This window comes from Paenibacillus sp. OSY-SE (assembly GCF_000283315.1).
Lineage (GTDB): Bacteria > Bacillota > Bacilli > Paenibacillales > Paenibacillaceae > Paenibacillus_B > Paenibacillus_B profundus.
On record NZ_ALKF01000183.1, the window covers coordinates 1 to 11,794 of the forward strand.

Annotated in this window: 16 protein-coding genes; 12 read left to right on the forward strand and 4 right to left on the reverse strand. The window is 49.7% G+C overall.

The genetic code is table 11. The features are described 5' to 3' along the window. From A372_RS38635 to A372_RS0115245, 3 genes are all read left to right on the forward strand, one after another. The coding region (locus A372_RS38635) for a hypothetical protein (protein ID WP_036704365.1) at nt 1-189 on the forward strand (189 nt) is incomplete at its 5' end. A 100-nt stretch (nt 190-289) separates the two neighbouring features. After that, a complete protein-coding gene (locus tag A372_RS0115240; protein ID WP_019421732.1) occupies nt 290-958 on the forward strand; it encodes a pentapeptide repeat-containing protein in 669 nt (222 codons plus the stop codon). Nucleotides 959-1,139: 181 nt separating this feature from the next. Then, complete coding sequence (locus A372_RS0115245) at nt 1,140-1,907, forward strand: class I SAM-dependent methyltransferase (RefSeq protein ID WP_019421733.1); 768 nt, start codon at nt 1,140-1,142, stop codon at nt 1,905-1,907. A gap of 116 nt (nt 1,908-2,023) precedes the next feature. Here A372_RS0115245 and A372_RS0115250 read toward each other — a convergent pair whose 3' ends face one another. The 3 genes from A372_RS0115250 to A372_RS0115260 all read right to left on the reverse strand — a co-directional run bounded on the left by A372_RS0115250 (nt 2,024) and on the right by A372_RS0115260 (nt 4,047). Then, nucleotides 2,024-2,974 (reverse strand): GDP-mannose 4,6-dehydratase, encoded by a 951-nt coding sequence (locus tag A372_RS0115250; protein ID WP_019421734.1) that lies wholly within the window; start codon nt 2,972-2,974, stop codon nt 2,024-2,026. Between the two features lie 170 nt (nt 2,975-3,144). Then, nucleotides 3,145-3,579 (reverse strand): ImmA/IrrE family metallo-endopeptidase, encoded by a 435-nt coding sequence (locus A372_RS0115255; RefSeq protein ID WP_019421735.1) that lies wholly within the window; start codon nt 3,577-3,579, stop codon nt 3,145-3,147. Between the two features lie 21 nt (nt 3,580-3,600). Then, a complete protein-coding gene (locus tag A372_RS0115260; RefSeq protein ID WP_019421736.1) occupies nt 3,601-4,047 on the reverse strand; it encodes a helix-turn-helix domain-containing protein in 447 nt (148 codons plus the stop codon). A gap of 276 nt (nt 4,048-4,323) precedes the next feature. Here A372_RS0115260 and A372_RS0115265 point away from each other — a divergent pair, with 276 nt between their 5' ends. The 6 genes from A372_RS0115265 to A372_RS0115290 all read left to right on the forward strand — a co-directional run bounded on the left by A372_RS0115265 (nt 4,324) and on the right by A372_RS0115290 (nt 7,823). Continuing rightward, a complete protein-coding gene (locus tag A372_RS0115265; protein ID WP_019421737.1) occupies nt 4,324-4,746 on the forward strand; it encodes an ArpU family phage packaging/lysis transcriptional regulator in 423 nt (140 codons plus the stop codon). A 224-nt stretch (nt 4,747-4,970) separates the two neighbouring features. Then, on the forward strand, nt 4,971-5,414 hold the full coding sequence (locus tag A372_RS0115270) for a phage tail terminator family protein (RefSeq protein WP_019421738.1): 444 nt from the start codon (nt 4,971-4,973) through the stop codon (nt 5,412-5,414). After that, nucleotides 5,386-5,589 carry a hypothetical protein gene (locus tag A372_RS0115275; RefSeq protein ID WP_019421739.1) on the forward strand — a complete coding sequence of 68 codons (204 nt, stop codon included), beginning with the start codon at nt 5,386-5,388 and terminating at the stop codon, nt 5,587-5,589. Before A372_RS0115270 ends, A372_RS0115275 begins: the two co-directional genes overlap by 29 nt. Continuing rightward, entirely contained in the window at nt 5,589-6,905 is a 1,317-nt protein-coding gene (locus A372_RS0115280) for a phage tail sheath family protein (protein ID WP_019421740.1), read from the forward strand. Before A372_RS0115275 ends, A372_RS0115280 begins: the two co-directional genes overlap by 1 nt. 1 nt (nt 6,906) lies before the next feature. After that, the gene (locus tag A372_RS0115285) at nt 6,907-7,368 is read left to right on the forward strand and encodes a phage tail tube protein (RefSeq protein WP_019421741.1); all 462 of its coding nucleotides are present in this window, start codon (nt 6,907-6,909) and stop codon (nt 7,366-7,368) included. 32 nt (nt 7,369-7,400) lie between these two features. Next, nucleotides 7,401-7,823: a phage tail assembly chaperone gene (locus tag A372_RS0115290; RefSeq protein WP_019421742.1), complete on the forward strand. Its 423-nt coding sequence runs from the start codon at nt 7,401-7,403 to the stop codon at nt 7,821-7,823. Here A372_RS0115290 and A372_RS37395 read toward each other — a convergent pair. Continuing rightward, nucleotides 7,820-8,005, reverse strand: a complete 186-nt coding sequence (locus A372_RS37395) for a hypothetical protein (protein WP_157259581.1) — start codon at nt 8,003-8,005, stop codon at nt 7,820-7,822. The genes A372_RS0115290 and A372_RS37395 overlap by 4 nt on opposite strands. A gap of 133 nt (nt 8,006-8,138) precedes the next feature. Between A372_RS37395 and A372_RS0115300 the strand changes: the two genes are divergently transcribed. Genes A372_RS0115300 through A372_RS0115310 form a run of 3 tightly spaced genes read left to right on the forward strand, consistent with a single transcriptional unit; the run spans nt 8,139 to nt 11,792 of the window. Next, entirely contained in the window at nt 8,139-10,112 is a 1,974-nt protein-coding gene (locus A372_RS0115300) for a hypothetical protein (RefSeq protein WP_019421744.1), read from the forward strand. Continuing rightward, nucleotides 10,109-10,789: a LysM peptidoglycan-binding domain-containing protein gene (locus tag A372_RS0115305; RefSeq protein ID WP_019421745.1), complete on the forward strand. Its 681-nt coding sequence runs from the start codon at nt 10,109-10,111 to the stop codon at nt 10,787-10,789. Before A372_RS0115300 ends, A372_RS0115305 begins: the two co-directional genes overlap by 4 nt. A gap of 37 nt (nt 10,790-10,826) precedes the next feature. Beyond that, entirely contained in the window at nt 10,827-11,792 is a 966-nt protein-coding gene (locus A372_RS0115310) for an XkdQ/YqbQ family protein (protein ID WP_019421746.1), read from the forward strand. The last annotated feature ends 2 nt before the right edge of the window (nt 11,793-11,794 follow it).

Consider the following 11,794-nt stretch of genomic DNA (forward strand, 5'->3'; position numbering starts at 1 on the left):
ATCTCCCATATAGTCAGGAGAAATAACGCTGAGGAAAAGACGAATGATGATTCATGTACCTTAGCATGGAGCGAGGCGATCATGATGTCAGTGAACGGGAGTTTATTGGGCGAGTCGTCTTCTGATGGAAGGGGAGAATGGAACAAAGGGGAGGATAAAGAGAATCCCAGTCAGTTTGCTAATCGGTAGTCTTCTTTTGTGCTAGGATTAGAATGAACAATATAGGTTTTCAATGTTATTACATCGAAATACATAATAGATTAATATGATGAAACAAGGAGATTCACGTATGGATAAGAAGAATCGGAAAAACGCAAATGTACTGCGGCCTAATATACCTAAGGCTATGGAGCCTTTTACTTTTACGGATAGAAACATTTATACCGAAGATGTTTTTCAGTTGAGGGTTATTGAAAATGAAGTGATTGAACACCAAACAGCTGAAAAAGTCTGCTTTGATCAAATCATTTTTAAAAATGTAACGTTTGACCAAATCACCTTTCATAAGCTTGAACTAACGGACGTTATTTTTGAAAAATGTGATTTATCTAATATAGATTTAAGTGATGCAATCATGCACAGAGTGGAAATGAATGACTGCAAAATTTTAGGGCTGAATTTGCTGGGATCGACTTTGCGAAATGTATTGTTTCATAACTGCTATGCGGATTTTGCGACTTTTCGTTTTGCCAATTGCAAGCAGGTGAAATTCGAAAACACGTCTTTGTGCAACGCCGATTTTTACAGATCGGAATTAATGAAAGTGGAGTTATGTGAATCGAATTTGGATCAGGCTCAAATGTCTGGCACAAAATTGGCAGGAATTGATGTAAGCAGCTGCCGCTTTGATGGACTGGGCGCAACGCTGGAAGATCTGCAGGGCTGCATCATTTCCCCTGAGCAAGCGGTTGTATTATCAAGGACTTTTGGACTCATCATTAAAGAAATAGAAACGTAACCGCAATTGTAATTTGTCTCGCAACCAATTATACTTATAAATATTACCATAGAAGGCGAGTGATTCAGATGACAGTCAGCTCTTTGCAAGCGAACATTTTATTCAAGGTGCGGAAGAGTTGAGAACGACCACGTTCTTAAAATAACCTTTCTTCCGTTCCTCAAATACGGAGGGAAAAAATATGTTTAGCTATTACGGAGCGCTTAATTCGGAAGTGTATGAGTTCACCAAGCCGGTTGGACATTCCATTAATGGGGACATCGAATATTATCGCGAACGGTTGCAATCCTGCGGTGGACGCATTTTGGAGGCTGGGGTTGGAACCGGCCGCATGCTGATTCCGTTGCTGGAAGCCGGTATGACGGTGGACGGCATCGATTATTCTCCAGAGATGCTGGCGGTGTGCCGCACACGAATGGCGGAACGCAGCTTGAACGCCGAATTATATGAAGGGAACTTACAGCATTTTTCCCTGCCTCATAAGTATGAAGCGATCGTAATGCCTACCGGCAGCTTTCTGCTCATCGAGAAGCGGGAAGAGTCGATTAACGCCATGAAATGCATGTATGAACATCTTGTGCCAGGCGGTCGTTTTATTGTCGATATTTTTCTGCCTGATTATACCGGTACGGATTTTGCATGCGGCAACGTGTATACGACAGCCCATGAACTGCCTTCCGGTGATGTGATTACGATGGAGCAAAAAGTGGTCGAGGTTGATTTTCTCCGTCAGCATTGGGTATCTTACTTGAAATATGAAAAATGGCGAAAAGGGAACTTGCTTCAGACGGAGCTGCAACGGTTTGCTCTTCGTTGGTATGGTATCGAGGAGTTCAGGCTGCTGCTGGAGAGCGTCGGATTTAAAGACATTGTTTGCTCGGCAAATTACCAGTACGGTGCAGAGCCTGATCACGAAAAGCAAACGTTTACGTTTGAGGCACGGAAATGATAGGTATCTCCTAACATTTTCAAGCGACTAATTAAAACAATAAATAAAGAACCGCCTTTTTGTAACTAGAAGGCGGTTCTTCGCGTTATTTACGAATGCGCTCATGCGATAGAAGATTATACACGCTCGCGCCAGTAGTTGAGCAAATCTCGCAATGTCTGCTCAAATGGAATCTCCGGCTTCCAGCCCGTTTGATTCGAGAATTTGGTCATGTCGCCGAGCAATATTTCAACATCCGAAGGACGCATGCGGCTTGGGTCTGGTACGATGTCAATCGAGACGGTGCTCATGGAGAGCAGCATGTCGAGCATTTCACGGATTGTGACACAGGAGCCCGATGCAATATTGTAGCAGTCTCCCGCTTCGCCATGCTCCAGAGCGAGCCAATAAGCCCGAACGACATCGCGCACATCGGTGAAGTCGCGCTTCGCATTCAAGTTGCCGACCGATACTTTTGAATGGCGAATGCCTTTTTCGATTTCAGCAATCTGCTTGGCAAAGTTGGACGTGACGAATTGCTCCCCGCGGCGTGGCCCGGTGTGGTTAAAGGTCCGGGTGCGGATGACATGCAGGCCATAGCTTTTAAAATATTGGTAACCGAGGTAGTCCTGTGCCGCTTTGCTCACCGCGTAGGGGCTTAACGGGCGTAGCGGATTTTCTTCCCGAATCGGCGTTTCGTCCGGCTCGACATGGCCGTATTCTTCACTGGAACAGGCGATTTGAATGCGGCAATCCAGATCCAGCCGTCGCACCGCTTCAAAAATATTTAACTGTCCGGCCACATTGTTGTGGATGGTGTCGACAGGAGAATTCCATGAAGTAGGGACGAAGCTTTGCGCGGCCAAATGAAAAATAAGATCGGGACGTTCCTGCGTCAAGAGCGATTCGACGGAGAAAGGATCGCGCAGCTCGCACTCCACAAGGTGAACCTGATCTTGAATATGGAGAATATGCTCCATCCGGCTGCGATTGCGAATCGTGCCGATGACCTCCACGTTATTATCAAGCAAGTATTCCGCCATATGACTTCCGACGAATCCGGAGATCCCGGTGACAAGCGCCTTCATGTAAATGGTCTCACCTCTCTGATTGATAGCATACACCCATACTTCGGCTTTACCCTATACTATGTGGAGTAGGCAGGAAAGGGTGACGGCATTTGTTCCGGTCATCATCGCATTATAGAGGCGCAAAAAAACGGGATACGAAGTATGATCCATACCTTCGCATCCCGCGCTTATTCTCGATCGGATTCGATTGGAAGAAACTTTGCCATTTCCGGCGGAATGCCATTGCGTGCGCAGTACATTTCCCGCGTCTCGCCAGCCATGCATTCTTGGTCCGCCAGCAGAAGCTGCAGCGCAAATTGATTGGCTTGCCGTTCGAATTTGCCAACTTGAAACAATGTATGCCGCTCGATAAAAAAGTGGCCGACTCCCTTATGGAGCCGGTCATGAGCGAGCTCGTGCGCGCACACAAAGCGCTGCCATTCAAACGGTAGATCTGAATTAATGACAATATAGCGGCGGCGAAGCTTGCGGAAATAGAAGCCGCGCGTCGAGTTGCCAAGCTGCGTCAGCTGAACTTGAATGTTAACGTACTGTGCAAGCTGAAAAGGGCAGTTCGTCTTATATTTTCGAATTAACGATCGTACAATCTTCTCTACATCCATGAGATGCACCTCGCGGATAAGTTAGTCGGTATGTTGCGTTCGATTCAGCTTGCGCTTATTTCTCTTCTTCGCATCCCAGAACAAGGCCTCCAGCACCTGAATGACCCGCTCGCGGTCATCCTCTTCGATCGGAACGCCATCGAACATAATCTCCGCATCTTCTTCAAGCAATTTCCGGAAATCGCGCTTATCCTTCCACGTGGCCCACTCCGGTATGGATTCATGCGGACTGACGGTCAACGGCATCGGATTATCGATGCGTCCGAGCAGATAGTCGCTTGACGTGTGCAGCAGATCGGCGATCCGCCCGATGATGTCGCTCGGTGGCGTCGTGCGCCCCGCCTCATAATTGGCTACGTTGGCCCGCTTCATGCCAAGCTCGTGCGCAACATCGTCTTGAGATAAGCCTTGCTTGAGCCTCATTTCTTTAATGCGAGAACCTACACGTTCTTTGTTCGTCTCTGACATTGTTATCACCCTTATTTTTCGCATATGTTCATAAATTCAGGATTGACGTTCATTTTATGAGCATGGTATGCTTGCAGTATATCATATAGGAACAAATGTTCGCAACATGATACGCAAGTTGTTTATAATGAACAACGTCTATTGTATATAGTTGTTTACAATAGCTCAAGTGCTTTTCCGAGCAAAAGAGAAACATTCCTAGCACTTATATGGTTGTTTAAAGTAACAATTTTATTTTAATGTTGGTATTATAAACGAAATGAAGGAGTGACGGCGATGTTGGCAACAGTAAATCGGACGGCGACGCGAAAACAGGTGGAGCAACAATTATCCTTGGCATGCTTGTACAAACGCGCGGGAGTAGTACGGCGGGAAATGAGAATGACGTCCGCTTATGAACCGAAGTTCCATGGAGCGACGAACCAGGTGGGCAAGCCTGTTGAGGCGGTTGCTGTACATAATGTGGACAAGGAAGCTTACATGAAGTCGGTGCATGACAATGTGATGAAGGCGGTCGCGCACCTTGGTGAAGCGGAAAAAGAAGTCATTGAATGCTGCTATCTGAATCCTTACGCGCACAAGCCGGATTACTTATTATGCCATGAGCGGAACGTCAGCGAGCGCACGTTCCGCCGCATTAAAGCACGGGCCGTAATGGAGCTGGCCTTCATGCTTGGGCTTGAAGTATTTGAGGATTGACGGAAATGTGGAACCAGGCTTTCCGAATACATACTGCAGCTGGGCCAGTTAGTTCGCTGCGTGTCCCTTTGATGGCCGGATGATGGCACGCCGTTGGACGGGGCACCGTGCTAATATGTTAGTGTGAGGTTGTGGGCATATGGCAGGGCAACCTTGCAATAGAAGACCGTTAGCGGCTAAGCTGCTGGACGGTTTTTTTGCGTATGCGAACAGGAGGTGAAGGCTTGCGGAGCTACGATATTCGGCAAGGAGTGATGAGACGGGTGCGGGAACGCTTCCCGGACATCCCTGTGCTGGAGGCGGAGGAGCGGATGGATGAGGCAGCGCCGTGCTTTATCGTCAAGCTCGTGCGGGGCGAACGAGAACGTGTCGGTGAACGCCGTTACTTGGCGCAGGCAGCGGTCGAAGTTCATTATTATCCCGCCGTCCTGGATGCTTCCGTCCATGATGCGGCTGATGCGCTGTACGAAGTGCTGGAGCTTATTGAGGTGGATGGGAGCTTATGCCGGGGAACGAGCTGGAAGCATGAGATCGTGGAGCGAACGCTGCGGTTTCAGGTTCAGTATGAACTCAGGCTGACGCGTTCGCGGGAAGATGCGAGCAAGATGAATTCGATGAAGCAGGAGGGACGCATTCGAGATGCAGAACCGCGAGATGCACGATCGTAAGACGCAGTCCGCTGCCCCGGACACCGCTTATGCGAAGGGACAGTGGCTGGAAGCGAAGGAATGGAGCGCGTGCGAACGGGACATGCTGCACGCGCTCTTGCAAGAGAACGAACAGTACACGAAGGCGCAAGTGAATGCGCTGCTACAACATTTTCTAATTCAGGAGGTAAAGTGATGGCTGGAGGAACATGGATGACTCAGAACAAGGTAAGACCGGGCGTATATGTGCGCTTTCAAGCAGATGCCGCTCCTACAGGAGCGATTGGAGAACGGGGCGTTGTGGCGCTGCCGTTGAAGCTGAGCTGGGGACCGGCAATGCAAGTGTTGGAATTGCATGCGGGGGAGCCGGTATTCGAACAGATCGGCTACGAGCTAACGGACAAGCCGGCGCTGCTTGTGCGTGAAGCGTTCAAGCGGGCGAAGACGGTGCTGTTGTACCGTTTGAATGAAGGGGCCAAGGCGGCAGCCGCTCATAAAGAGCTGAAGGTGAAGGCTCGTTACGGCGGCGCGCGCGGCAACGATATTCAGCTTGTGGTGCAGCCGAACGTGAACGACGATACGAAGGTGGACGTCATTACGAAAGTTGGCGGACGTACGGTGGACAGCCAGACTGTCACGCAAGCCGAACAATTGACGGCGAGTGCTTGGGTGGAATTCGAAGGCGCGGGAGCGATTGAGGCGATTGCGGGACTTCCGCTCACCGGAGGCGATGATGGCAGCGTGACGAATGCGGAGCATATGTCCTTCCTCGACGCGATTGCCGTCCATGATTTCCATACGGTCGCGCTAACTTCATCAGACGCGGCGTTATGTTCCGTATATGCGGCATTTGTGAAGCGAATGCGCGAAGACGAGGGCAAGAAGGTGCAGGCGGTTATGGCTCAGTATCCGACGGCAGACACCGAAGGTGTCATTAGCGTCAAAAATGGAGTCAAGCTCGCGGACGGCACCGTCCTGAACGCGGCGCAGGCAACCGCATGGGTCGCAGCGGCGACGGCAGCGGCGGCAATGAACGAGTCGCTGACGTATAGCGCATACGAGGATGCGGTTGATGCCGATATCCGCATGACGAACAGCCAAGTGGAAGATGCGCTGCGCAAGGGCGAGTTCGTGTTTGTTCATCAGCTCGGACGCGCGGTAGTGGAACAGGATATCAACAGCTTGACTTCTTATTCGCCGGATAAAGGGCAGCCGTTCTCCAAAAACCGTGTCATTCGCGTCTTGGACGGCATTGCAAACGATTTGAAGCGTATTTTCGAAACGACATATGTTGGAAAAACGAACAACAACGAAGAAGGACGCCAATTGTTCCGCGCGGAGTGCATTGCTTATTTGGATCAACTGCAGCGTTTGAATGCCATTCAGCCTTTTGACGCGCAGACGGACGTGCTGGTTGTGCAAGGCGAAGCTTCGGACAGCATCGCCATTCAATTGACGGTGCAGCCAGTGGACGCAGTAGAGAAAATTTATATGAAAGTGAAGGTGAAGTAAGATGGGTTTCTTACAAGCAAAGGATACGATTTCCGGCCGCGAGGGCAGCGCATTCGCGCAAATCAACGGCAAAAACGAAGAAATGTTCTATATCAAGACGCTGGAAGCAAAGATCGAGAAGCAGAAGGCGGAGATTAAGACGCTGGGCAGCCGTGCTACGCAGCACAAGACAGCAGGCTGGTCAGGAACAGGCAGCATGACCATCTATTATATGACACCGCTGTTCCGCCAGATGATGCTGGAATATATTAAGAGTGGCAAAGACACGAACTTCACGATTCAGGTGACGAATGAGGATCCAACCTCTTCTATCGGAGCACAGACGGTTACGTTGAAAAATGTAAATCTGAACAGCGTCGTCATGGCGAAGCTCGATACGGAGAGTGACGTGCTGGAGGAAGAAGTGGAATTTACATTTGACGATGTCGACATTTTAAATAACTTTTCTAATCCTTCCATGTAATTAAAAATAACAAAAGATGAGGAGAGCGAAACATGAGCACATTAAGCTATTTCTTTGCCCAACACGCCGAAGCGAACACGGAAATGCCGTTTGTCGTATCGAGCCGGTTCAAAAATGAAGAGGGAGAGCCGGTTCCTTGGACGCTGCGCAGCATGAGCGAAGTGGAGAATGAGCAATGCCGCAAGGCCGCAACGAAGCAGGTCAAGGGCAAAGGCGGTGTGGTTACGCCAGAAATTGACTTCAACGAGTATACAGCAAAGTTGATTGTGGCGAGCGTCGTCTATCCTGACTTGAAGAATTCGGAGCTGCAGCAGTCGTATGGCGTTATGGGCGCGGAAGCGCTCTTGCGCAAAATGCTGCTGCCCGGAGAATACACGGCGCTGCTGCAGCAGGTGCAGACGCTGAACGGCTTCAACCAGGACATGAACGACCTCGCCAATGAAGTAAAAAACTAATCCGGGAGGGCGACGGCGAGGCGAACTATGCCTACTACGCCCTCCATAAGCTTCGCATCTTGCCGCATGAGCTGCTGGCGCTCCCGGCGCGCGAACGCGCCGCCGTCTACGCGATGATTGACATCCGCGTGGAAGAGGAGCGCAAGGCGCAGCGCAGCATGCGCAAGAAGCGGTAAGAACACGATGGACGAACCGCAGGAGACAGAGCGGCGGTTCCACAATTAGCGCGTACAAGAGCAGCTATCGAATGAGGCTTTCAGGTGCAAATGGGGAACCGCTCTCTTCATCTTTGCGGACAGAAGGAGGGAAGTGAACATGAATGCACAAGCAACGTTGGCGTTTACGGCTCCGGTCCTGTCTATGCAATCGTTTACGGCCGCTTTTGGCCGAGCAGATACGAGAATGAGGAAAGAACTGGAACAAACGATGGAACTTGCAAAGAATACGTGGCGAAAAACGGTTGATGCCATGAATCAATTGGCGGTTTCTGTATACCTCCGAACGTTGAAAGCCGAAGCGCCTTTACGCCAGCCTTCGCCTGCTGATAATGACAATGGCAAGGGCATTTCGCATGGTGGGAAAATTCACGCAAAAATGCGGGACAACATTGCTGAAATATTTAAAGGTCTCCGAGAGAGCATTAGTAAAAGTTACAGCGAATTGGGCACAAAAATGCTGGGCATATGGAAAACGATGGGTGTCAATGCCGTGAAGGGAGCCGCCGAATCAGAAGATATGCGAGCGCGCTTCAATGCCCGATATGGAACTGCTCAGCAAGGCTCGCCAGTCTTCGAAGCGCTGCGGGGACAGGCCCTGATGAATGGCAAGGATGTAGCGAAATCATTGCAATCTGGTCTTGCATTAACCTCGGTATCGAAAAATACGAGTGATGTGCTCCGCATGAATGAAATGGTGCAGCGTTTATCAGCCTTTCAACCACAAGGCGGTGACCCGACAGCGACAGCAGGCTTGATGAAGGATGCTTATTACGGTAAGAGTGAAGGCTTGCTGCAGAAGCTCCAAATGCCGGCAAGCGCCGCAGAACAAAAAAAATTGGAGTCATTCTCCAAAAGCGGCGATTTGAATGGCTTTCTGCAAACTTTCGATGCGTTAATGACGAAGGCGAACATGAGCAAAGCGTCGCTGGAGTTGTTGATGGACAGCCCGATTCAAAAATGGGAAGCGGCGGTAAACCGGTTCAATGGCTTGTTGGCGGCGGCCGGCGAGACTGCGATACAAGTGTTCGCTCCGGTGCTGGACATCATCAATCTGGCATTTCAAGAAGGAAAGTTCGACCCATTTTTTGCAGGCATACAAGCGGGGTTGACCATGCTGGCGGGTGCAACGGCTACCGTTGTGGACTTTCTCGTCGAGAATTGGAATCTTGTTCAGAACACACTGATTGTCCTTGGCGCCATTGCTGCAGCAATGGCGGTAGCGTGGCTTGTCCAATGGGTGATAGCCGCTTGGCCGTTATTTGCCATCATTGGCGCGCTCGTCCTTATCATGAGTGTACTGAATGAATTTGGAATATCAACGGGAACCGTTGTCGGCGCCGTCGTTGGAATCTTTGCTGTACTTTTTGCGTTTATCAGCAATTCTGTTGCCCATGCGTGGAATTTGCTGATTTCCTTTGCTGAATTCTTTGGTAATTTATTAATCGATCCAGCTTATGCATGCGAAAAACTAATTTATGATCTAGTTAAAACGGTATCCGATTATATAGGAAATCTAATTAACTCGTTCGCGGATGCCTTTAATTGGATTATTGAGAAGGTCAATGATTTAACAGGCTCTAAATTTGAATTGATTGGTAAATGGAGTTCCGATCAAATTTTGCTTGAGAAACCTGAGAGTGATAAAGATGTATTGGATTTATCGAAGTACCGTATGGATCAAACCAATCTGACGGATGCTTTCCTCAGCGGGCAAAAGCTTGTTCAAGACAATCTCGACTTCACTAAGAAATTGATTCCGGACACGTCGGGGCTTGCGCCTGGAGGTAAAGTGGACCCGTGGAATGGTGGAGCTGCGGAAATTTCGAAAGTAGGCGAGGTTGGAAAAGTAGGGGCTATCGGCGGCGAGGTAGACATCTCGGATGAGAATCTGATGATGATGCGCGACTTGGCGGAAATGGACAGCATTCAGAATTTCGTAACGCTGACGCCGACGGTGCAGGTCAGCACGGGCGACATTCATCAAGGCTTCGATATGGATACGCTCATTAACCGCATCGAGCAGAAGCTGGAGGAAGAATTTGTGATGACGGCGGAAGGAGTGTACGGATGAGCGGCTACCATATGTACTTGAGCTTCAACAATCAGGAGCAGGTGATCGAATTGCCGGTCAACCCGGCGCAGCTTGATATCAGCGAAGCGGGGAATCTGCAGTCGTTCGATATCATTGGCCTCGGAGAAGTGAATGCCATCGAGACGCCGAAGCCGGCGGCGATTCAGTTCAGCAGTATTTTTCCTATAAGCCCCGCACCTTACGTGCATGTCCCGCCGGACAAGCTGCTTCCTCCGAGCGACTATGTTATCCAGATCCGCAGTTGGATGGAGAGCAAGCGGCCAATCCGCTTCGTATTGACGACCCCGACTTATCAGATGAATCTGGCGATGGCGATTGAGAAGTTCACCTGGCGAGAGGCAGCAGGCAGTGTAGGCGATCTAGAGTATAATCTGTCGCTGAAGCAATACAAGTTCTATTCTGCGCAGAAGGTGAAGGTTGTAGGTAATGGCAAAGCGCAAGTCAAGGTGCAAAAAGCGCCTCAAGCACGGGCCGATGAAAGGCAAGGACCTACCGAATACACCGTGCAGGCGGGCGACAAGCTGTGGAGCATAGCCAAAAGTCTCTGTAACGATGAGAGCAAGCTTATTGAAATTCAAAGGCTGAACGGGATACAGAACGATGAAATGATGAACGAGCTGGAGCCGGGACGCGTTTTGCGCATTCCCAAAAAGTAAAGGGTATCTACGGGTACTTTAGGAGGTGACGTACTGGATGGAGGTGCATATCGATAACCGCAACGGCACCCTGTGGGATATGTCTCAGCTGATTACCGATATGTCGTGGTCGACGTCTCGCTCAGGCAAGCCGGCGAGCATGTCGATTTCGTATATCAAGGGAGCGCTGTTTCAGGATAGTTCATTTACCATTAACAATGGCGACATCGTGCGCGTGTGGGCGGATGGGGCGGCTATCTTTTACGGGTATGTATTCAGCGTGGAAACGGACGAGAGCGATAAAGTAAAACTGACCGCATTTGACCAAATCCGCTATTTGCTGACGAACGATACGTACGTGCTTGAGAACGTGACCGCGACGGAGGTGATTCAGCGAATCGCCAAAGCTTGTCAACTCGAGGTTGGTGAACTTGCCGACACGAAGCATAAAATCCCGAGCCTGCTGCAGGACAATAAGAAGCTGCTGGATATCATTCTCCGCTCGCTTGACATGACGCTGATCGCGACGAAGAACATATTTGTGCTGTATGACGATTTCGGGAAGCTGACACTGCGCGACGCCAAAAGCTGGACGACGGACCGCATCGTGGGCGAGGGCAGCCAGATGACAGGCATATCCTATAAGGCAAGCATCGATGACGAAACGTATAACCGCGTAAAGCTGTTCCGGGATAACGAAGCTACAGGCAAGCGCGAGGTATATATTATGCAGGACAGCAAAAATATCGCGAAATGGGGCCAACTGCAGCTGTATAAAAAAATCGACGAAAATCTAAACAAAGCTCAAATGCAGGAGCGTTTGGAAGCGTTGATGAAGCTGTACAACCGTGAGAAAAAAACGATGAAAGTAAACGCTGTAGGGGATGTGCACATTCGGGCTGGAATGTACATCCCTATTTTTGCGCCGGAACAAGACATGGAACAGTACATGCTGATTGACGAGTGCTCCCAGGAATGGAGCGGGTCAGGGCATAAGATGTCATTAACGTTGAAGGTGATATAGAA